Origin of the sequence: Flavobacterium aeripolare (assembly GCF_013294025.1) — a bacterium.
Taxonomy (GTDB): domain Bacteria; phylum Bacteroidota; class Bacteroidia; order Flavobacteriales; family Flavobacteriaceae; genus Flavobacterium.
The window spans coordinates 95,908-118,902 of sequence record NZ_JABSNL010000014.1 but is presented as its reverse complement, the minus strand read 5'-3'; the positions used below and the strand labels follow the sequence as shown (position 1 = coordinate 118,902).

Below are 22,995 nucleotides of genomic sequence, written 5' to 3'. Positions count from 1 at the left end.
GCGATTCTATTACTCTTATTCTTTTGTTCTAACATCTCTGTTAAAACGGCTGTCAATTCAATATGTCTAGGAACGTGTTCTTATCTTATTTCTCGTCTCGTTAGCATGTTAAACATGTTTCTAGAAGCGGGTGCAAAAGTAATAAACTCTTTTAATTACCACAAGCTTTTTTTGAAAATAATTTGAAAATAAATTTTCAACTCTTTTCGGTTTGCTTGCCATCATGTAAAGAACTTATGCGCTGTTGCGGGTGCAAAAGTAGGTAGTTTAAACCAATAAACAATACCCCAAAACCGCTTTTATTTGTTTTATTTTTAACTTAATCTTTAATACACTAAAAATGTAGCTTTTACACAAGGAAATAATTTGCGGCATTTTCTGGTTTGTAAGTAATATCTAGTACGCAGTGGCCTTTTTCAATTTTCAATTGGCTCTGAGCAGCTCGAAATATCCTCTCCCCGACCCTCTCCAAAGGAGAGGGAGACTTGACGGATTTATATTGTAGAATGTCTATTGTGTTTTCTATCACATCAAATATATAAATAGTAACGTATTACCCTCTCCCCGGCCCTCTTCAAAGGAGAGGGAGACTTGACGGATTTATATTGTGTTTTTGTATCTCGGTTTGTATTGTGGCTCTATATCATGAAACACTTTACTAAACATCTTATATAACAGAACCCTCGAATTATCTTACTGTTATAAATATGTATACTGAATCTAAAAGATAGACATAGCTACAATACGCTACCCGAACGCCTATTAAAGAAAGGGAGGCTTGACGGATTTATAGCGGGATTTTTATAGTAGGTAACACTTTATGATTCTCACAAGACATAATTAACTAGAGATCTAATTAACTATTTTAGTGATACCACATATTTCCAAAATTTAAAACTAAATAGCTCAATCCCTTTAGAAGGCAGATCTCTAAAAAAATGATTCAGAACATATATTTACACTATATATAGGAGTGAAGATAAATTTTGAAATAGAAATACTATCAATAGCACTTAACCTAGCCCTGATAGAAGTGGAAATCCTCCTGAATTCAGGAGATGATAATCGAGAGAATTCAGGAGATTGTAGCGGATAGCAGGAAATAGCTCCTAAAAATCAATTATTAAAAACATTAATCGTAGCGTATTGCTTTAACAGGAGATATTTTAGTGATAATGTAAGAAGGAATTAGCAACACTAAAAAACAAATCACAATTGTAAGCAAATTTAATATAAGAATATAACCAAAGTTTATATAAACAGGTGCTTGATCTACATAATAACTTTCTGGATTGAGCTTGATTACTCCAAAATACTGTTGGATTAGCAAAATAGTCAATCCAATTAAATTACCCCAAAATAATCCACGGAAAATCAAATACGATGCATTGTACAAAAACACTTTTCTAACAGTCCAGTTACTAGCACCTAGCGCTTTTAATATCCCAATCATTTGCGTTCTTTCTAGAATGAGCACTAATAACGCTACAACCATATTAATTGTAGCAACGACAATCATCACTACTAAAATCACAATTATATTAAAATCGAACAACTGCAACCATTCAAAGATATAACTATACTTTTCTATAATGGTTTTAGTATCTAAGGTAGAACCTGTTTGCTCATATACTTGTTCACCGACTTCTTTTATTTTATCAAAATCTTTTACAAAAACCTCAAATGCCCCAACTTGATCTGGCTTCCACTTATTTATACGCTGGATATGACGTATATCACCTACTATGTATGTCGCATCAAATTCTTGAAAACCAGAATTAAAAATCCCAGTTATTTTAAACCTACGAATATTAGGCAATTTATTCTCACCCTCTTTCATAAAGAAGGTATTAAAAGCATCTCCAACTTTTAATTTTAAGCGATTTGCTAAAAACTGAGAAATCACTACTTCCTCATTTAGATTCTGGCCATAATCAGGTAACCTACCAGCTACTAGATATTCTTTAATATTGTCCCACCTATAATCAGCACCTACTCCTTTAAAAATAATTCCTTCAAAAGCTGTTTCAGTTCTAATAATACCCGCTTTACTTGCGATAGCTTGAATATGATCAACCCCAGAAACACTTTTAAAAACTGGATAAAAGGATTGGTTGGTAGAAATTGGTGTTAATGTGGCTTCAGACTGATTATTATCGAAGTTGGAAATTATAATGTGTCCATTAAAAGCAGCAATTTTTTCGCGAATCTTCTGTTGCAAACCAATACCCGTTGCTACAGAGATAATCATCATGATCATTCCTATAGCGATTGCAGCAATAGCAATTTTTATAATTGGAGCAGATATACTACTTTTATAATCTTTTGCTGTTACTAGTCTTTTTGCGATAAAATATTCTAAATTCAATTTAATTGCGTTTCTAATTTGGTTCAAAAATACAGCTAAAACACGAATTACACTAACTTATTCTACACTACCTAAAATGAATTTACTACTAAAAAAAATAGCCTTAGCGATTACTCCACTTGCAGTTGTTATTGCCTGCTCTAGTTTTAGCAAACCTACCAAAATTTCAAAATCTATTGATTCAACCCTCTCAATAACAAATAATGATTTTACTGACACTACAGCAGTTCACAAAAACAAGATCGCAAGCATAGCAACTGGGGCTGATAATTACAATGATTATCTACCTTTACTTGAAAATAAAAATGTGGGTATCGTAACCAATCAATCAGGCATTTTATCCAATAAAACACACATAGTAGATTTTTTACTTTCGAAAGAAATAAAACTGAAACTGATTTTTGCACCTGAGCATGGTTTTAGAGGAACAGCAGATGCAGGTGAACACATTATAGATGGAAAGGATGCTAAAACAGGATTATCAATTATATCATTATACGGAAACAATAAAAAACCAAAGTCAGAGCAATTAGAAGGAATCGACATGATGGTTTTTGATTTGCAAGATGTGGGCGCAAGATTCTACACTTATATTTCGTCACTACATTACATTATGGAAGCATGTGCTGAAAAAAACATCCAACTTATTGTACTAGATCGACCAAATCCAAATGGCGGTATTATTGACGGACCCATTTTAGAAAAAACCTACACCAGTTTTGTAGGAATGCATCCTATACCACTACTGCATGGTATGACAATAGGTGAGTATGCACAAATGATCAACGGTGAAAAATGGTTAAAAAATGCGATACAGTGCAAACTAACCGTCATCAAGTGTGCCAATTACAGCAGAGACCTGCCATACAGTTTACCTGTTAAACCATCGCCCAACCTACCTAACGACCAATCAATTAATTTATACGCAAGTTTGTGCTTATTTGAAGGAACAAATGTAAGTGTAGGCAGAGGTACAGAAAAACAGTTCCAAATTTATGGCTCTCCATATCTACCCAAATCAAATTTTGAGTTTAAACCTGAACCTAACTTAGGCGCTACAAATCCCACTTACAACGGCATTAGATGTTACGGTGAGGATTTATCGGCTGTAGCCAAAGTAAATCGTATTGAATTAAAATGGATTATCAAGGCATACGGGACAACCTCAGATAAATCAAAATTCTTTAATTCCTTTTTCACAAAATTAGCTGGAACTAGAAAGTTACAACAACAAATTGAAAGCAATACCTCAGAAGAATCAATAAGATTGAGCTGGCAAGAAGGACTAACAAACTTTAAAATCAAGAGAGCAAAATACCTACTATACAAGTAATACTATAACGGTAATTTTTTCTTCATCTCTTCAACAATATTGAATGCAGCAGGACAAATAGCAACATTTATTAAGGTAAGATCTGTGATTTGCTGAAACTTTTTTCTATCTGTGTGTGGAAATTCGCGACAAGCCTTAGGCCTAACATCATAAATCATGCATTCATTTTCATGATCTAGAAAAGTACAAGGTACAGATTGCAACACATAATCCTTATCCTCATCAATGCGTAAATGCTGTTCAATAAACTGCTGTGGTTTTTGACGCAAATATTTAGATATACGCTCAATATCTGCAAGTGTAAATAGTGGACCTGTTGTTTTGCAGCAATTGGCACACTTTAAACAATCAGTTTTTTTAAACTCGGCGTCATGAATATCTTGCATAACGTAATCTAAATTCTTAGGAGTTTTCTTTTTAAGCTTGTCAAAATACTTTTTGTTTTCGATATGTGTATCTTTGGCTAGTTTTCCGAGTTCGTTCAATGAAGGTTTCAAATGTTGTGTTTTTGTTTTGAGCAAAATTACTTAATTTAAAACTATGTTCTACGAATAATCTATTTTGAATTTGACACTCTAATTATGAAAGACCTTTTTGGCAAAGCCATTCTCGATTACCAAACCAATAATCAACCAGAAAACCTACTAACAGAAACAACTATATCTGAAGAGGACGAGATGGATGTTAGTTATCTTTTTCGAAAGTACAGCGACATGCCACAAATAGAGCAAAGAGCACTTAGTCTCGCACGAGGAAAAGTTCTCGATATAGGTTGTGGAGCAGGAAGTCATAGCCTGTACTTACAAAATGAAGCAAAACTTGATGTTACCGCAGTTGATATTTCGACAAATGCTATTACCGCATGCACCTTAAGAGGCATCCAAAAAGCCCGAGTACAAGATTTCATGACTATTAAAGATGAGAAATTTGACACTATCTTATTACTGATGAATGGCACTGGAATATGCGGACAGTTAAAGAAACTACCTCAATTCTTACAGCAATTAAAATCACTTCTAAACCCCGACGGACAAATCCTTATCGATAGCTCTGACCTAATATATATGTTTGATGAAGATGAAGACGGTGGTAAATGGATACCTTCTAAAAATGAATACTATGGTGAACTTAGCTTTAAAATCTCATATAAAGGCGAAACGGAAGAATCGTTAGACTGGCTTTATCTGGACTACAATACACTACAAAATGCAGCTTTTGACAATGGATTAAAATCCGAACTAGTAACGGAAGGAGAAAATTATGATTACTTAGCTAAGCTGTCTATTTAAGTTTTATCTATAATGTACAAATCAATGAAATAGACATCAATCAAAACTAAGCTATAAATAGCACCGAATAGTTTACATGTAAGTAAATTGAAAAAGCCAAGTAGAAAATATCTACTTGGCTTTTTTAGTTATATTGTAACTATTAATTTTACATATATTTAGACATTAATGTCTGCAATCCAGCTCCCCAAGTTTGAGAAACTGACATTATTTTTTGTGTAAATACTCCCATGTTACCGCTCATTTTTTTTCCTACAGGACTTTCATAAAACGCTATCATATCATTGATATCTTTCTCAGTGTACATGTTAATGTATACATCAGCCATAGAATCATATAATGCTGGCAACGTAGCATCAAATTCTTTGATAAAATCTGCTTGCTTTGCAGTAGGGATCATTTGAAGAACTTGTTCTTGAGCCACTTTAATAGATAAATCACTACCACTTAAGGTAATCAATTTCATAACCTGAGCTTTTGTTGGTGCAGATTGTGCGAAACCAAGATTAATTGCAAAAACCACAAAGGTCATTAAAAATACTTTTTTCATAATAAGTTTATTTATAGTTTGATTTAGTTAAGCGAATATACAATATAATTATAAGTTTTTACCTATGGAATATTCAAATATTTATGCGTTTGTAGAGATACTCTCCACTTGGGATTATTCATAACATAGTCCACAATTAAAGGAGTCATCTCTTCTTTTTTACTCCATTCAGGTTGAAGAAACAATATCGCATTAGAATTTACTAAAGCAGCTTGCTCCTCAGCAAAAATAAAATCATGTTTATTATGAATAATAACTTTTAGTTCGTGCGCACTCGCATAAACGGTCTCTGTGGGTAGTTTATTTTTTTTAGGTGAAAGGCAAATCCAGTCCCATGTTCCTGATAAGGCATATGCTCCAGAAGTTTCAATATGAACCTTTCTATTATTCTCTTTTAATTTTTTGGTAAGCAACGTCATGTCCCACATCAAAGGCTCTCCGCCTGTTACAACAACCGTTTCTGCATACTTACTCGCATTAGCAACTATCAAATCTAATGCTGTAGGCGGGTGTAATTCTGCATTCCAGCTCTCCTTTACATCACACCAATGGCATCCAACATCGCATCCCCCTATTCTAATAAAGTAAGCGGCCGTACCTGTATGATAGCCCTCACCTTGAATGGTATAGAATTCTTCCATTAATGGCAACATTGCCCCTTTATTAACTTCTAACTGTATTTCTTTTGATAACATTTTTTCAATTTAAAGTGCAAAGATAACTAAATAAAAATCGAGAGAATAAAAATCCCGAACAGACTTACTGTTAAAACAAAAAACCCGATAGCAGCGCTATCGGGTTTTAAGTAATTTACTATTTTTTATTTGTTCAAAATCCCTAAAGATTGTGTAGCGTAACCGTTTGTTGGGTCAAGCGCTAATGTTTTTTGGAAAAACTCTTTAGCTTTAGGTTTATCAAAGTTAGCGTATCCTGCAGCCATTGTATTGTAACATTCGATCAATTTAGCTTTTACCGCTGGCTTAGCTAATTCTTCTGGACCTTTTTTAGTTACAATATCAATATACTGTTGGTAGTACATGATCATTGCTTTATCATCACCTAATAAACTATTTGTTCTTGCACGAGACAAGTACACATCTTGCGTATCTGGAGAAGCTGTAATTACATTTCCATAAGCAATATCAGCTTTTTTCAATGCTACTGTATCTTTAACAGCATCTGCACCAGCGTTATCAAAATAAATTGCATTACCTAAATAATAATTATCATACAAGAAAGTAGTTGTTTTAGGATTAGAAGTAGCGATCTCTAAGATTGCAGCTGCTTCTTTATAAAGTTTCTTTTCGTAAAGATCCTTACCTATTTCTCCTAATTCGTTTGTTACTGAGATTTCAATATCAGCAGCTTTTTTAATGTCAGCAACACCTGATTGAAATGCAGTTGGATCAATAGCACTTCCATCAGCGTTAGTACCTTTTTTGATTTTAGCTAAACCTAAATACATATAATCTAAATTGATAATCTTGTTATCCGGATTAGCAGTATAATCTTGTAAAGATTTAATTGCTACATCAACATTACCATTTTGGTATGCAGCATACCCTAGGTAACGTAAGATACGTGGATTAACTTTATCTAACTCTTTCATTTTATTAGCCTCAACTTCTAAAGCTTTGTAATCTTTAGCAAGAATCAAGAAATCAGCATGACGCATACGAGAAGCCAATGAATAATCTGTTAAAGTCATGTATTTCTCATAGTATCCAAGCGCTTTTTTCAAATATTCATCTTGTCTACCAGGAACATTTAATCCCCATAAGTAATATGTTTCAGCTAGCTCACGGTAAAGTGGACCATAATTAGGATTTGTTGCCAATACCTCGTTGTATGCAGCTACCGCTTCAGTATACGCTTTTGCACCTTTCAACAATACTCCTAATTGAACTTTTGCTCTAATAAGACTATTATCTGCTTGAAAAGCATTTCTATAATTAGAGTATGCTTGGTTTTGGTTTTTATCACCATAGTAAGCATCTCCAAAAGCTAAAAGAATTTGAGGCTCCTGACCGTTTTTCTCTTTCGCTAATTCTAAAGTAGCTAATGCACTTTTAAAATCAGGATTTGTAGAATTCATATAAGCTCTAGCTACATATTGATATTCTTCAAAATCTTTTCTTCTCATTTCTTTAATTGCAGCGCTAAAATTAGTTTTAGCAGCCGCTACATTTCCAGAATTTAAGTCGATTTGACCTAAACCGATATTATTGAAATGCGCATCATTTTTAGCAGTCAATCCTGACTGGTAGCTCATCTTTGCAGAGTCACTTACATTTTGATATAAATAAACATTTCCTAATAAGAAAAAAGCTTTTCCTTCAGAAGGATCTGATTTTACAATTGACTTCAAAGTTACCTTAGCATCTTGGTATTTTTCGGCGTCGATTTCTTTTTTAGCTTGGTCAATAGTTTGAGCATAACTAGCCGTCATTCCGGCTAAGAAAGCAACTCCTAGAATTTTAAATTTGTTCATTTTAACTTTATTTGATTTACTGTTATTCATTTTCTTTATCATTTTGGGATTTGTTCTTAAATATAAGTTTGCGTCCTGGTGTACGTTCTGGGTACAAACCTGACTTCAAAATTATCCTTTGTCCTATGTCACCAGCTACGAATGATGCAAAGCCCATTCCAAGTCCTGTGAAACCTTGACAGTTGATAATATACAAATCACGTGCCAAAGGGTAAGTTTCTTCGGCGATATTATTTTGTGTAGGTGCAATATAAGCATCTCCTTTCAATCCTTTTACGCTAATTGCTTTTATTTTTTCAACAAATTGTTTACCAGCAGCAGTTGGCTGATACAACCAGTTGATACCTATAACACCAATCATTCCATCATTTTCAGCTACAAACTTAACGACTTCTTCTGTAGTTTTAAAAGAGAACACATTTTCTTGCGGTAACTCCTTTAAACCAGACAGTTCATTTATCATTCTAACTGAGCTTGAATTAGGATTATCAAATACTAACCCTTTAATATTTTCCACTTTCTTACCGTTCATAAATGAAATAACATCTTGTAGCGCTACTAAAGTATCATTAGATGATTTGTTAGCAATTAAAGCAATTGCATCTTTTCCAATCTTTGTAATCTTAGGAAGTATTTTTCTTGCCTTAAAATTATTTATTTCGTTTTCAGTGAGCGTACGTGACAAGATAGCAATCGCTGAAGTATCATTCAAAAAGCTTTGAATAACCTCCCCTTCAGATTTTGCCATCATATTTATCTTAGCATCATACTTACTTTCAAAAATGGTTATCTCATCCTCTATAACTGGTTTGAAAGATTCATCTACTAATATCGTTGCTGTCCCTTTGAGTATCGTCTCTTTGTTTACTTTGTCATCTTTACATGAATTAAAGGAAAGAGTGACAACTGTAGCGACTACTATTAAAGCAGGTATTTTAAAGCGATTTTTCATCTATTAATCTTTATTTGCATAAATAATTCGTACAAATCTAATAAAAGAATATACGATTAATAAAACTCCAAAAGCGACCCTATACATTCTAGGCATATCTAAAGGAAATTTCTTCATAAAGATAATAAATAATCCTAAAATAAAATAAAAGACAAAAAACAAAATCCCTATAACGAGAAGAAATCGCTCTTTAGGCGATTTCTTCTGAATATTTTTTATGATATTATCCAACATTAATCTGCAGTTTGAATAGTAATTGGTAATGAATATAAAACCCTTACCGGCTTTCCATTTTGTACTCCAGGATTCCATCTTGGACATTTGTTTAGAACTCTAATCGCTTCTTTTCCTGTTCCATAACCTATATCTCTTAATACCTTGATATCTGTTAATGAACCATCTTTTTCAACTACAAAAGTTACATAAACTTTTCCTTTTAATCCTTCCTCCTCTGGTGCGCGGTAATTATCTCCTACAAATTTGTAGAATTTAGCCATACCACCAGGGAATTCTGGTTTAACCTCAATACCTGCAGTATTGTAGATTTGGTTATCATCTGCTTCAACAACTTGAGCTGGACCTTTTCCTACTGGAGCTACAGTTAAAATTGCATCTGGATCCCCTTTAATTGTTTCAGCACCAATTTTTTTCTCTTTGATCTCTACAATCTTTGGTGGCTCTTCAGTAACCTCCGCAGCTTTAGCTACAACAGGCTTAACAAACTTCACCTGATCCACTTTTGGTGGCGGTGGTGGCGGTGGTGGCGTGTTTAACTTTGGCGGCTCAACTTTCTTAGGCGGCAATTTGATAGCAGTAATTTTAACATCTTTTACTACATCATCCGTTTTAGACTCAGGTAAAAGATCTGCGATAAGCGGTGCAGCTAATGCTACAGAAAAAATTATAGCTCCCAACACAAGCGCCTTGATAGTCGTACCTCTGTTAGTCTTTCTAAGTTCATAAGCACCGTAACTTTTATTACGCCCCTCAAAAACTATATCAAGCCATTGGTTTTTTAATATATCTAATTTCATTTTTCTTAATTATTAGGTTATTAAGAAAACAAGATTACTCTTATTTTCCCTCTAACAATTTTTGTTCCTCAGGCGTAAAATCGTTAACGATTGTATAGGTAGGTACATCAGAAATAACCATCTCATCAAGAATATCAATCATGTTTTTATAACTTGATTTTTTACTTGGTTTGATAATTACTATCATACCTTTTTCTTTATCACCAGTATAACTTAATACTGACTCTTTTCTTTTAAGTATCTCTTTACGAATACCATCTCTACCATACTCCATATCTTTAGGACCAGCGATTGGAGTTTCTAATAATCCCATATAATATACAAGCTTATTATCTTTTCCTAACATTAAAGTCATTGTACGATTCTCATCAACTTTCATGTCTTTACTATCTTCCTTAGGATCTTTATCTGGCAAACCCAAACTCATCGCTTGAGGCTTAGACAACGTAGTGGTAAGCATAAAGAATGTAATTAATAAGAAGGCCAAATCTACCATGGCAGTTAAATCTACCTTTGAGTTTTGTTTTTTACTCCTTACTTTTCCACCTTTTCCGCCTCCACCGTCGCCGGTATTTAATTCAGCCATTTTAGTGTCTTTTTTTTTAATTAAAATTCATCTCCTCTCAAGCCAGTAATCAAGCTAAAGCTATTGATTTTTTGCTCTTGACAGATATCCATCACTTTACGAATTTCGTCATACTCCTCTTTTGCATCTCCCTTAATAGCGATTTGCAATTCCTTGTCATTAACTTCAATATTCGCAATTCTAGAATTGTAAATCCATTCCTTTAATTGATTGTCAGTTGAATCCATTGGAATTCCAGTTTGACCAGCTTTGTTTCTATCAGAAGATTTCATCGCGATAATTTCCTTTAGGTTAGCAATTGGAACACCAAAACCATCCATTAGAGAAAATTTAGTTTTTTCATCATCTGTAAATTCAACACCATACTTTTCACCCATAAGCTCAAGAGCTTTTTTACGAACTTCTCTACCTTTTAAGTCAAAGAAAACCATTCCTTTACCTACAGTCATTGTAGCGAAATCAGTTTCTGGTAATTTAATTTTAACAGTAGAAGCAGGAGTATCAACAGGCAATGCTTCAGGCAATTTAGCTGTAGAAGTCATTACAAAGAAGGTAAGCAAAAGGAAAGCGACATCACACATCGCTGTCATATCCGTAGACCCCGGATTTTTTTTTATTTTTATTTTAGCCATTCTTTTTGTTTTTTAATTGATATAAATAAATATCAATATAATTATTGCTTCAAACTTCCTCTGAATCTTCTGTAAGTATTTACAATAGATACAGCAGCCTCATCAATTGAGTAAGTTAAATCATCAATTTTAGATGTAAAGAAGTTGTAAGAGATAATCGCTACAGCAGAAGTACCAATACCAGTTGCAGTATTAATAAGTGCCTCAGAAATACCACTTGCAAGCGCAGCTTGGTCAGGAGTTCCAGCAGAAGCCAAAGCACCAAACGCTTTAATCATACCTGATACCGTTCCTAATAAACCAATAAGTGTCCCTAATGATACTAGAGAAGAGATAATAGTCATGTTCTTTTGTAACATTGGCATCTCTAAAGAAGTAGCTTCTTCGATCTCTTTGTGTATTGTTTCAGAAGCTTCTTCACTGTTGAATCCTTCTTTCTTAACGTCTTGATATTTAATTAACGCTGATTTAATTGCATTTGCAACTGAACCTTGTTGTTTGTCACAAGCAGCGATAGCTTCTTCAATGTTTCCACCTTTAATATCTGCTTGTACTTTTGTCATAAAAGTATCTAATTTTCCTTTTCCTGCAGCTTTAGAAATAACTGCATATCTTTCGATAGAGAAAACTAATACCATTAATAACATTCCTAATAATATTGGTACAATCGCTCCACCATGGTAAACTTGACCTAAAGTGTTTAATGGGTGTCCTGTCTCAACATTTCCTCCTTCAAAATTCGATGGATTACCCATGATGAATTTCCAAATCAATACACCAACAATAATACACGCAACAATAATCATTCCTGAAACCATTCCTCCACCGTTTGAAGTGCTTTCCTTTTTAACGTTTGCCATTTTCTTAAATTTTAATAGTTTTAAATAATTTATTTTAGTTATAATAAACTTGTAGTCCCGCAAATTTATATGTTTAGTTGAAATAAAAAAACTTTTTTTAATTTTATTCGAATTAATTTTAGTTAAAAATTAAATATCAGAAATTAATAATTGAATTATCAGTAATATCAGTAGCTAAAAGAGGGTTTTTTAAAAAAATAAAGCAATAATTTAGGAATAAATTGACAGAATAACTAAAGATTCCTCAATAAAAGTTAATTTTAAAATTTTGAATTATTGTCAGCAAATAGCGATTTAATTTACACTTAACATTAAAATAATCTCAATTAGAAAAATAATAATATATTGCAACTTGAACAACACAACCCTTATTATGCAAAGTAAAGAAGATTTTATAGAACTAATAAATAAAGGCTATTCATCTAAAGGAGAAAGCCTTATACTAGGTGGACCTATCTTAAATGGAGAAGCAATTTCAGACACTTTTGTGAAGATTCCCTTGAAGACTTTAAACCGTCACGGCTTAATTGCAGGAGCAACTGGAACTGGTAAAACTAAAACGATTCAAGTTTTCTCTGAACAGCTCTCTTCTTTTGGTATCCCCGTTTTAATGATGGACATCAAAGGTGACTTTAGTGGTATCGCTGCCGAAGGCGAGGAAAAAGCTTTTATTACAGAACGCCATGCTAAAATAGGATTGCCCTATAAAACGAGTAAATTCCCGGTAGAACTTTTGACAATAAGCGAGCAAAATGGTGTACGCCTTCGCGCAACTGTCTCTGAGTTTGGCCCCGTGCTTTTTTCTAGAATCTTAGACTTAAACGATACACAATCAGGAGTAATATCCATTATTTTTAAATATTGTGACGATAACAAAATGCCCTTACTAGATTTAAAAGATATTAAAAAGGTCATCAATTATATTACCGAAGAAGGTAAAGAAGAAATTACCAAACATTATGGTAAAATTTCAACATCGACCACTGGAACAATATTGCGTAAGATTATCGAACTTGAACAACAAGGTGGTGATCTCTTTTTTGGAGAAATGTCTTTTGACATCGATGATCTGATGCGAATAGATGAGAATGGAAAGGGGTATATCAACATTATGAGGTTAACAGACATTCAGGATAAACCGAAGCTTTTTTCTACATTTATGTTAAGTCTCCTTGCAGAGATTTACCAGCAAATGCCCGAAAAAGGTGATTCTGAAAAACCAGAATTAGTAATTTTCATAGATGAAGCCCACTTGATCTTTAACGAAGCGAGTAAGGCATTATTAGAACAAATTGAATCTATAGTTAAGTTAATTAGATCTAAGGGAATTGGTATCTATTTTGTAACACAAAACCCTATGGACGTTCCTAGTGGAGTACTCGCACAGCTAGGTTTAAAAATTCAGCATGCTTTAAGAGCTTTTACGGCCAATGATAGAAAGTCTATTAAACAAACTGCTGACAACTACCCTACTTCTGATTATTATAATACAAGCGAAGTACTTACTAGCTTAGGTATAGGAGAAGCACTAGTGACCGCCTTAAACGAAAAGGGAATCCCAACGCCATTAGTCGCCACAATGCTGCGAGCGCCTATGAGTAGAATGGACATATTATCTGATAGCGAAATTCACGACATTAATAATAAGTCAAGATTAGTAAAAAAATACAGCGAACTAATCGATCGCGAAAGCGCTTACGAAATGCTTAATAAAAAGATTGCCGTTATTGAAAAAGAGGAAGCAATCGCTGAGCAAAAAGCCGCAGATGAAAAAGAAGCTAGTAAAACCACTCGAAAAACAACTTCTAGAACGACCACCGCTTCAAGCGATGTTAGTAAATCTGTTATAAAAGTACTTACGAGTGCTACATTTATACGAGGCGTTTTTGGTGTACTTACTAAGATTTTTAAGAAATAACGCTAGAATTACTATTTAAAGACGCGACATGAAAAAATATTTAATTCAAAACAATCCGTTTGTTGTTCCTACCACTGATGGAAAACTGATTGAAGAACATCACGGCTTAGCTTCGACTAACAATCCTGAAATATCAATCGCTCACATGGTTGCACCTCCTAACTGGTCTGAACCATATCAAACTCCTGAATTTGATGAATACACCTATATCATCAAAGGAAAGAAACAATTTATAATCGAAGGTGAAACCATTATTTTAAAAGCTGGTCAATCAATCAAAATTGAGAAAAATACTCGAGTTCAATATTCAAATCCGTTTGAAGAGAGTTGCGAATATATTGCCATTTGCACCCCTGCTTTTGATTTCACAAAGGTAAATCGTGAGTAATATTTTGTTCGAAAATAAAAAAACCAACATACTTAAATAGCATGTTGGTTTTTTTTATTTTAATTATAGTAAGACAAAGCTACCCTAAGAGTTCGATAATTTTGTCTTCGACTTCTTTACTGTCCCAAATGTTTTCAATATTTTCAGTTTTAAGCACCTTCTGCATTATTTCGTTTTGCAAGTCGCCTATTGCAAGTGCTTCAGAATAAGGACGATCACTAAAAGTTACTCTACTATACAGCGGTATCCATTTTTCAGGATGCCTCTCAGAAAATAATTTCTCAATTTTCTTTTGTAGCAAGAATTTATCGTCAGCTGTCTTACTACTCATCTCCATAAAATTTCGATAGGACAACTCAGCAATAGCATCTGCATTAGGTTTGCGAGAATCTTGATACTCTGAGAAAATCTTTTTCCAGTCATCACCATATTTTTCGATCATCTCATAAAGCACAGAAATATCTTCAAAACCAGCATTCATTCCTTGTCCATAGAAAGGTACAATTGCGTGACAAGCATCCCCTATTAAAGCAACTTTATCATCATAAGTCCATGGAAAACATTTCATAGTAACAAGTGTACTCGTAGGATTCTTAAAAAAATCTTCTGCTAACATAGGAATTACATCAATTGAATCAGGGAAGTTTTTTTCAAAAAAAGCAGTCACATCACTTACATCTTTCAAAGAGTCAAAAGAATTTTCACCCTCAAATGGCATAAACAACGTACAAGTAAAACTTCCATCAAGATTAGGGAGTGCAATTAACATGTATTCGCCTCGTGGCCAAATATGAAAAGAGTTTTTATCTAATTTATGCGTTCCATCAGCATTAGCTGGAATATTAAGCTCCTTATATCCTATATTCAAAAATTCCTGAGAATAATTAAACATACTTTGTCTTTGCATGCGGTGTCTTATTCGAGAAAAAGCACCATCTGCACCAAAAACCATATCGTAATGCTTCTCTTCCCAAACCCCTCTTTCGGTTTCCCCAGTGTGTAAAGTCGCCTCTTTTAAAGTTACATCCCAAATCTTTTCATCAAAAAAGAATTCGGCTCCTGCAGCTTCAGCTAGATCAATCATCTTTCTATTCAAAATTCCTCTTGAAATAGAATAAATTGCTTCCCCTTCTTGTCCGTAGGTTTGAAAGTTAAGCTTATCGACTAAGTGTATCGCACGTTTATCCATAGGAATCGCGATTTCTCTAACAGCATCACCCACACCTACTTTATCAAGGGCCTTCCAGCCTCGGTTAGACATAGCCAAGTTTATGGAACGGCCAGAGAATACGATTTTACGAATATCAGGACTACGATCATAAATATGAACCGTGTGGCCTGCCTTTCTAAGGTAAATTGCCAGCAGTGAGCCAACTAATCCCGAACCTACAACAGCAATTTTAAGTGGAGTTTGCATCAAAAATAAATCTAATTATAAGTCCGTAAAAATAAGTATATATTACAAAGAAGCCATTATAAATAAGGAATATTTTCAAGAAGCAGCATATAAATGAGAGTTTGGGCGTGCCCTCCGCTTAAAAGGCTTCGGTCGGGTCTTCCGTTACAATCTTTTTATCGTTCCTCAAAAAAGGATTTACACTACAACCCCTCACGCGATCTGCAATAATCGAGTAGGAATCTTTATAGAACCAAGTGGCCAAATCATTTTATTGGATTAAAAACCAACTTCGAACTAGTAGCTATTATCTCCTTTTTGTTCATTTTCATTTTTCTAAATTTCCCTTGATTGTACAAGGTAGTTTGGTCGTCATAATGTTTGCTAAAAGGATTTCCAGATTGGCCAGTAGGCAAGATACTCCAACTGTTTTCTACATCCCCAAAATCAACAATTCTTCTGGTAGATGGACCTGCAGTAATTTTGTAATTTTGATCACTCGTATAGTGATACATCTGATTGTTAATCACTTCGTTTGAACCTGCAACAGCAATAGGACCAACATTAAATAGCTTACTAAGCAATTTCACTTTCCCTAAAGGATGTTCAAAGGTAACTTGATGTACTTTTCCCCAACTCCAAGATGCCACAGTACCACTTAACTGCTGGTCGATGGTCGCGATGGCTTGTTTAAACGACTGAGAAACAATTTGGTTACATGTTTCTTTTTTACCCTTACTATTAATATTATCCCACCAGACTGAATTTTCATTCTCAATTTGAGTTGCAATCACTTTTTTCATAATGTGCGTACTTAAAAATTGCTCAAAGCCTTCGGGGCCTAATTCGTCCTCAAACGTATTTTTTAAATAAAAATAAATCCACTTATTATAAATTGTAGGTGCTACGGCATCTACCTCACTATTACCATCCCAAGTTTTCAAAAATTCTAAAGCATCACCTTCCTCTTTAGACAATGTATTTACATCCAAATTATGAATTAAGTTAGCTACAATACTGGGAGCTACTGCCGAAGTATTATCAGTGATCATTTTTGCAACCGCCTGCTTATCCCATAAATCACGGCCTTCTAGTAAGCTTTTTATTCTCTTAGCGCGATCTTCAGGCAGGTAGTAACCAGGGTATAAATAGCCATCTACCGCTGCAGGCTGATTGTTTGCAGAGTACACATAATTCCACTCAGGATTGATCGCTCTGGGATTTTTAGAATAATCTAAGTATTCTTGAATATCATCCTTGCCACTGCTTCCATCCAGAATAAAGTTAGGATTCACCCCTTTATTGTGCTTGTACAACTTACCACTAGCCCACCAAGCAATATTTCCATTGGCGTCTCCATACATAATATTAAGTCCTGGTGCCGCAATCAAAGACACGCCACGTTGAAAATCGACGATATCTTTAGCATGAGACATTGTGTAAATAGCATCCAAAATCTGAATGGGTTGCTGCGTATAAATCCAAGACATCGCTACCGGCTTTTTACTATTTAATCCTGATAGAATATCATTCATAATAGGTCCGTGGCGACTAACTTTTACCTTTAATACAACTGTCGAACTGTCTTTTACCTCGATACGCTTTTCTCTTACTTGGTATTCTGCAAAGCCTGTAGCTGTTTTGTATTGATTTTCGTTTTCTGGATTATTTGTTTCTTGATACAAATCAATATCGTCATTTTCAAACATCGTTAATCCATAGGCGTAATCCCTATTATGCGCAAGGAGCGGAAAAGGTGTACCAGCGAGATAACAACCGTATAATTCAAATTCTGGAGTCTGTATGTGCGCCTCATACCAAGTTCCCGGCTGTGAAAATCCAATATGTGGATCATTTGCAAAAATCACTTTACCACTCTTAGTTTTTGCTCCACCTATAACCCAACTATTTGAACCTATAAAAGGAGGCACAACTGATTTATCTAGAATTCCTGCAACTGACTTAGAAATAGCAGCATACTTATCTTTGAATGCATTTGTATTTTGTATTTGTACTGTAGTACTAATTCCATCAAGACCCAGATCTTTTAAATATTCACTACCATACTGATTACGAATGTCAGTCATTAAAGGATCTGATTTTTGAGCCATTGCAAAACTGAAAGCCATGTATCCAAAAACATTATAAATATCTTTAATTGTGAACTTCTCAGGCGTAATACCTAAAAGTGTGAACTCAACCGGCGTTTTCCCTTCTGTTATGTACTGATTTATGCCATTTAAATATGCCATACTTAATTTGTAACTTGGGCTGTTTTTATCCAAATCTGCAATAGCCTTTTCCGAAGCTTCCTCGATACCTAATCCCACAAAAAAGCGATCATTTTCAAGCGCCACACGACCAAAAATAGCTGATAATTTACCAGGAACAATTCTGCGCATTAGTTCCATTTGCCACAGTCTGTCTTGTGCATGTACATAACCTAATGCGATCATAGCGTCATTAGTATTAGCGGCATAGATATGAGGAATTCCAAAATCATCAAAGTACACTGTTGTTTGCTCCTTTACATTTTCAAGTGCTATCTCGCCCTCGTATTTGGGTTTTTGGTAATAGGCGTAAGCTGCACAAAACACGCCCAAAACGAGAAACAAACTTACTAGAATTAAAACCAACTTCCTTACTACCTTCATATTCATTGTGTTTAAGAGTAACAAATATAAATTACTTTAGTCTATACCAAATTGATTTAGATCACAATTTACTTTAACGATAGTATTTTTGTTTAAAGTTTTGATTTTTTAATTAAACAAAACTATATTTGTACAAAATATTACTCATGAAAGAAGTCACTACCGCAGATTTATTACAAATGGAAAAAGTAGAGCGATTGAACTTAGTTAATTCTTGCACTGGATATAAATCAGCTAATCTTATCGCTACGCAATCGCTCGATGGAATAAATAATGTCGCTATTTTTAGCAGTATTACACACTTAGGTAGTGACCCTGCAATTTTGGGCTTTATAATGCGTCCTACAATTGTGGTTCGCGACACCTATAAGAATATTAAAGAAACTGGTTATTTTACCGTAAATCACGTAACCGCTTCAATCATTGCTGATGCCCACCATACTTCGGCTAACTATAATCCAGAAGAATCAGAATTTGACAAAACCAATTTAGAACTTGAGTTTAAAGATTCCCTAATCACGCCATTTGTAAAAAATTGCCCTGTGCAGCTTTATTGCAAATACGTGAACGAATACCACATCAAGGAGAACGGTACAGTCCATATCATAGCAAGTATCGAAAAAATATTCTATAACGAAAATTTAGCTCAGGCGGATGGATGGCTACAACTAGACCAAGCTAATGTAGTAAGCATAAATGGACTGGACGGCTATTGTGTTCCTAAACTTGTAGAGCGGTTTGAATATGCTAGAAAAGGAATACCAACTACCTTAAGTAAATCAAGAAAATAAAAAAGCATAAAAAAAACGCTTAGAACTAGTTAGCTCTAAGCGTTTTAATTAGATATAAACTCTATAGTTTATTATTTCTTTTTACCGTCAATTATAGCTCCAGTACCTGCACCTACACCTGCTCCCGCTAGACCACCAATAATTGCTCCTGTGCCTTTCTTCTTACTGATAATTGCACCAGTCGCAGCACCTACACCAGCACCAATCACAGCACCTTTTGCAGTACTACTCCATCCTTTTTTCTCAGTTGTTGTAGTGGTAGTTGTTGTCGCAGCGGTTGTCGTTGCAGCTGGCTGATTTACTACAACCACTTCTTTCTGAACTTGTTTCGCCTCTTGCTCTTGAGCAACAGCCGTTTGTACTGAATCAATAATACGGTCTTTCTCGATTTTTGTTTTCATAGAATCGATACTTACCTGTCTTGCATCTTCCATATTGGCTTCTGCTCCTTGATTTCTACATGATGCAATAGTCAAAGCTACCAATACAATATATAATACTTTCATAACTTAGTTTTAAATTTAGTAAGATACAAATAACGCACTATTTGCAACCATAACACTTATGTAGTTACAACAAAACATTATACAATTACAGTATAATTTTATGCTCAATTTCATAAAGTTATAACTCTTAGCTATAATATGATGACTGTTTAGCCCTTGATGATGACTACTTTTATGGTCCAAACACAAATCACATGAGTAAGGCAAAAAAAATCATTATTGCTATCGCAGTAGTACTATCAATAGTTGTAGCATTTAACTTGGCTATTAATTACTTTGTAAACAAGCAACTCCCTAAAATCATTGCCGATAAAAATAAAACTGATTACTCAATTACTTATCAAACCTTGACTATCGATATGGTAGACAAGAATATTTCTGCACAAGGAGTAGCTGTTATTCCCAAAAAGAATACAAAAAAAAGTGAAGGTAAATTAGGAATTTATTCAAATATAAAATCAATAGAAATTCGCGATTTTAAAATATGGGAGATTCTATTTAACAATAAAATCAAAGCCAATAGCATCACCATCAACAATCCAGAAGTGGTGCTATATAAAGATGACAACAAAGGAATCCAGGATTCAAAAAAATTGAGTTCGGATGTGGTTGCTCCATTCCAGCAAATTATTGCAGTTTCAAAAATTATAATGAATAAAGGAACGGTCAAAATAGTCCACATAAAAACAAAGAAGCCAATTCTAAATGTGAATAATATGCACTTAGAAGTGAGTGGAATAATTATTAACGAAGAAACATTAGCTCAACCAATTCCTTTTCAGTATGACAAATACAGTTTTAGTGGTGACAGCATATACTACCGCGCCAACGATTTTTATCATATTGGGATGGCTCATATAGAAACCACCGATAAGGCATTAAAAATTGATAAATTTGAATTAATTCCAGAGTACTCGCGTAGAGAATTTGTTTCTAAGTTAAAAAAAGAAAAAGACTTATTTACACTACAAGCGAACACTATCGCAATACAAAATCTAAATTGGGGTTTTAAGGATAGTATCCCATTTATTGAAGCCAATAAAATCTCCCTAAATAAACTCTCGGCGAATATTTATCGCAATAAGTTACCTACAGATGATTTAAGTAAAAAACCGTTGTACAACAAATTACTACGCGATTTAAAATTCCCTATGAAGGTGGATACACTTGCTATAACCAACTCACAATTAGTTTATGAAGAAGAAATAAATTTTGCAAAAGGACCAGGAATGCTCACTTTTGACGCGTTTAATTTAACCGCAACACATTTACAAAGTGGCTACAAACAAACTAAGCTAAAAGATGTAAATATTGACATAAGTTGTAAGTTCATGAATAACTCTCCTTTTAAAGTGAACTGGACCTTTAATGTAATGGACAAAACTGACGGATTCAAATTTCACGGTAAAATCACTAATTTAAACACAGCTGACTTGTCCCGCTTTACCAAACCCTATATAAACGCAACAACAACAGGAACATTTGATTATCTAGATTTTACAATCAATGGAAACGATTTTAGTTCTACAGAAAATGCTGCACTAAAATACCATAATTTAAAAGTAAAATTATTCCAAAAAAATGACCGTACAAAGGAAAGCAAGTTTAAAAGTATCATAGCAAACCTGGTAGTAAAAAACGACACTAATGGCGAAATCAAAAATGCTAAAGTAGCAACAGAGCGAACCCCAGAAAAGTCCTTTTTTAACTTCCTATGGCTAAACGTAGCCGGAATATTAAAGCACATATTAATTTAAAAAAAGTCCCGTTTTCAATGAATTAGAAAATGGGACTTTTTTATTTATGCTAAAATACCGTTTTTTAAAATCTGACCAAAATGGTACATATCTTCAAATGAACAATACAATGGAACGGGCGCTAATCGAATAACGTTTGGTTCGCGCCAATCTGTAATGACACCATTTTTCATTAAATAGTCAAACAAGCTTCTACCCTCACCGTGTAGAAACACAGATAATTGACTTGCCCTTTCTTCAGGATTACTAGGAGTTATAATTTCAAAACTACTACCAACCTCCTTACCTATTTCGACTAAAATAAATTCTAAATATGACGTAATCTTATTTCTTTTTTGGATTATAGCGTCCATCCCTATCTCGTCAATCATGTCTACTGATGCTAAATATGGCGCTAATGAAAGCACAGGAAGGTTACTAATTTGCCATCCATCTGCTCCTTCAACCGCATCAAAGGTAGGCTCCATTTTAAAACGGCGTTCTTTATTATGCCCCCACCAACCTGCAAACCTAGGCAAATTAGCATTATGATGTTTCTCATGGACAAAAATACCCGAAGCGTTTCCTGGTCCTGAATTCATGTACTTATAGCTACACCAGGCAGCAAAATCAACATTCCAGTCGTGTAGCTCTAACTTTATGTTACCCGCAGCATGTGCTAAATCCCAACCAACATTAGCCCCACCCTTATGACCGGCAGCGGTGATTGTTTTAATATCGAATACCTGACCCGTATAATAATTAACGCCACCTATTAAAACTAAAGCAAGCTCATCGCCTACCTCTTCAATTTTTGCTAAAACATCTTCTAATCTAATATTGTGTTCGCCTTCGCGACGTTTAATTTCAACAATAGCATCCTCTACAGCGTATCCATGAAAATCAACTTGACTTTGAAACATATATTGATCTGATGGGAAAGCTTTCTCCTCACATATAATTTTATATCTGCTGGCAGTAGGTCTATAGAAAGACACCATTAGCAAATGCAAATTTATAGTTAAGGTATTCATCACAGAAACCTCTGATGGCAAACAACCTACAATTTTACTTAAAGGAGTTGCAAAACGCTCATGATAATCCCACCAAGGTTTTTCGGCTTGAAAATGTCCTTCGACAGCTAAATTTGCCCAATCATCCATTACTTCGTCCACGTAGGCTTTTGTACGTGTGGGTTGCAATCCTAGTGAATTACCCGTAAAATAAATTACTTGTTTCCCATCTACTTTAGGAAAAATAAATTGGGATCTATATTTATGCAATTGATCTTGAGAATCAAGTTTTTTTGCAAAGTCTAGTGTGTTTTCGAAAGTCATAATAGTCAATTTGTCTTGTAAAAATAAGAATTTTAAATGGGCTAAACCTACTCTGATTTGTCTTTAACAAAATGCTTTGATTTTTTATGTAGAGTAGTTAGTTTCCGCAATGATTGCAAAGACCCACTTGAGTAAACCAATCGTGAAATTATTGCAGAGACTGCATAAGGGATA

20 protein-coding genes are annotated in these 22,995 nt (G+C 34.3%); 6 read left to right on the top strand and 14 right to left on the bottom strand.

From position 1 onward, the window contains the following. Positions 1-1,132: 1,132 nt before the first annotated feature. Positions 1,133-2,368 (bottom strand): ABC transporter permease, encoded by a 1,236-nt coding sequence (locus HNQ00_RS15015; protein WP_173839325.1) that lies wholly within the window; start codon positions 2,366-2,368, stop codon positions 1,133-1,135. 76 nt (positions 2,369-2,444) lie between these two features. Here HNQ00_RS15015 and HNQ00_RS15010 point away from each other — a divergent pair, with 76 nt between their 5' ends. After that, positions 2,445-3,701: an exo-beta-N-acetylmuramidase NamZ family protein gene (locus HNQ00_RS15010; protein WP_173839324.1), complete on the top strand. Its 1,257-nt coding sequence runs from the start codon at positions 2,445-2,447 to the stop codon at positions 3,699-3,701. Positions 3,702-3,703: 2 nt separating this feature from the next. On the opposite strand, the gene HNQ00_RS15005 is transcribed toward HNQ00_RS15010, so the two are convergent. Further along, entirely contained in the window at positions 3,704-4,198 is a 495-nt protein-coding gene (locus tag HNQ00_RS15005; RefSeq protein ID WP_173839323.1) for a YkgJ family cysteine cluster protein, read from the bottom strand. An 84-nt stretch (positions 4,199-4,282) separates the two neighbouring features. Between HNQ00_RS15005 and HNQ00_RS15000 the strand changes: the two genes are divergently transcribed. Beyond that, positions 4,283-4,990 (top strand): class I SAM-dependent methyltransferase, encoded by a 708-nt coding sequence (locus HNQ00_RS15000; protein WP_173839322.1) that lies wholly within the window; start codon positions 4,283-4,285, stop codon positions 4,988-4,990. A gap of 148 nt (positions 4,991-5,138) precedes the next feature. On the opposite strand, the gene HNQ00_RS14995 is transcribed toward HNQ00_RS15000, so the two are convergent. The 8 genes from HNQ00_RS14995 to HNQ00_RS14960 all read right to left on the bottom strand — a co-directional run bounded on the left by HNQ00_RS14995 (position 5,139) and on the right by HNQ00_RS14960 (position 12,095). Continuing rightward, on the bottom strand, positions 5,139-5,540 hold the full coding sequence (locus HNQ00_RS14995) for a DUF2059 domain-containing protein (protein ID WP_173839321.1): 402 nt from the start codon (positions 5,538-5,540) through the stop codon (positions 5,139-5,141). 62 nt (positions 5,541-5,602) lie between these two features. Beyond that, complete coding sequence (locus HNQ00_RS14990) at positions 5,603-6,235, bottom strand: 7-carboxy-7-deazaguanine synthase QueE (protein ID WP_173839320.1); 633 nt, start codon at positions 6,233-6,235, stop codon at positions 5,603-5,605. A gap of 125 nt (positions 6,236-6,360) precedes the next feature. Further along, positions 6,361-8,031: a tetratricopeptide repeat protein gene (locus HNQ00_RS14985; RefSeq protein ID WP_173839319.1), complete on the bottom strand. Its 1,671-nt coding sequence runs from the start codon at positions 8,029-8,031 to the stop codon at positions 6,361-6,363. A gap of 22 nt (positions 8,032-8,053) precedes the next feature. After that, positions 8,054-8,983 (bottom strand): PstS family phosphate ABC transporter substrate-binding protein, encoded by a 930-nt coding sequence (locus HNQ00_RS14980; RefSeq protein ID WP_173839318.1) that lies wholly within the window; start codon positions 8,981-8,983, stop codon positions 8,054-8,056. Between the two features lie 233 nt (positions 8,984-9,216). After that, positions 9,217-10,017: an energy transducer TonB gene (locus HNQ00_RS14975; RefSeq protein ID WP_173839317.1), complete on the bottom strand. Its 801-nt coding sequence runs from the start codon at positions 10,015-10,017 to the stop codon at positions 9,217-9,219. A gap of 40 nt (positions 10,018-10,057) precedes the next feature. Then, positions 10,058-10,603 (bottom strand): ExbD/TolR family protein, encoded by a 546-nt coding sequence (locus tag HNQ00_RS14970; protein ID WP_173839316.1) that lies wholly within the window; start codon positions 10,601-10,603, stop codon positions 10,058-10,060. A 20-nt stretch (positions 10,604-10,623) separates the two neighbouring features. After that, positions 10,624-11,235: an ExbD/TolR family protein gene (locus tag HNQ00_RS14965; RefSeq protein ID WP_173839315.1), complete on the bottom strand. Its 612-nt coding sequence runs from the start codon at positions 11,233-11,235 to the stop codon at positions 10,624-10,626. Between the two features lie 41 nt (positions 11,236-11,276). Next, positions 11,277-12,095 (bottom strand): MotA/TolQ/ExbB proton channel family protein, encoded by an 819-nt coding sequence (locus tag HNQ00_RS14960; RefSeq protein ID WP_173839314.1) that lies wholly within the window; start codon positions 12,093-12,095, stop codon positions 11,277-11,279. A 373-nt stretch (positions 12,096-12,468) separates the two neighbouring features. Between HNQ00_RS14960 and HNQ00_RS14955 the strand changes: the two genes are divergently transcribed. Together HNQ00_RS14955 and HNQ00_RS14950 are read left to right on the top strand one after the other, a co-directional pair. After that, a complete protein-coding gene (locus HNQ00_RS14955; RefSeq protein WP_173839313.1) occupies positions 12,469-14,013 on the top strand; it encodes a helicase HerA-like domain-containing protein in 1,545 nt (514 codons plus the stop codon). Between the two features lie 28 nt (positions 14,014-14,041). Further along, positions 14,042-14,401 (top strand): cupin domain-containing protein, encoded by a 360-nt coding sequence (locus HNQ00_RS14950; RefSeq protein WP_173839312.1) that lies wholly within the window; start codon positions 14,042-14,044, stop codon positions 14,399-14,401. A 79-nt stretch (positions 14,402-14,480) separates the two neighbouring features. On the opposite strand, the gene HNQ00_RS14945 is transcribed toward HNQ00_RS14950, so the two are convergent. Both HNQ00_RS14945 and HNQ00_RS14940 read right to left on the bottom strand, forming a co-directional pair. After that, complete coding sequence (locus HNQ00_RS14945; protein ID WP_173839311.1) at positions 14,481-15,818, bottom strand: FAD-dependent oxidoreductase; 1,338 nt, start codon at positions 15,816-15,818, stop codon at positions 14,481-14,483. Between the two features lie 245 nt (positions 15,819-16,063). Beyond that, positions 16,064-18,451 carry a penicillin acylase family protein gene (locus HNQ00_RS14940; RefSeq protein WP_173839310.1) on the bottom strand — a complete coding sequence of 796 codons (2,388 nt, stop codon included), beginning with the start codon at positions 18,449-18,451 and terminating at the stop codon, positions 16,064-16,066. 146 nt (positions 18,452-18,597) lie between these two features. Between HNQ00_RS14940 and HNQ00_RS14935 the strand changes: the two genes are divergently transcribed. Further along, positions 18,598-19,242 (top strand): flavin reductase family protein, encoded by a 645-nt coding sequence (locus HNQ00_RS14935; RefSeq protein WP_173839309.1) that lies wholly within the window; start codon positions 18,598-18,600, stop codon positions 19,240-19,242. 71 nt (positions 19,243-19,313) lie between these two features. Here HNQ00_RS14935 and HNQ00_RS14930 read toward each other — a convergent pair whose 3' ends face one another. Further along, on the bottom strand, positions 19,314-19,748 hold the full coding sequence (locus HNQ00_RS14930; RefSeq protein ID WP_173839308.1) for a YMGG-like glycine zipper-containing protein: 435 nt from the start codon (positions 19,746-19,748) through the stop codon (positions 19,314-19,316). Positions 19,749-19,942: 194 nt separating this feature from the next. Between HNQ00_RS14930 and HNQ00_RS14925 the strand changes: the two genes are divergently transcribed. Then, positions 19,943-21,505, top strand: coding sequence for a hypothetical protein (locus tag HNQ00_RS14925; protein WP_173839307.1), 1,563 nt, complete (start codon positions 19,943-19,945; stop codon positions 21,503-21,505). A gap of 44 nt (positions 21,506-21,549) precedes the next feature. On the opposite strand, the gene kynU is transcribed toward HNQ00_RS14925, so the two are convergent. Next, positions 21,550-22,821, bottom strand: a complete 1,272-nt coding sequence (gene kynU, locus HNQ00_RS14920; RefSeq protein WP_173839306.1) for a kynureninase — start codon at positions 22,819-22,821, stop codon at positions 21,550-21,552. Positions 22,822-22,995: the final 174 nt, after the last annotated feature.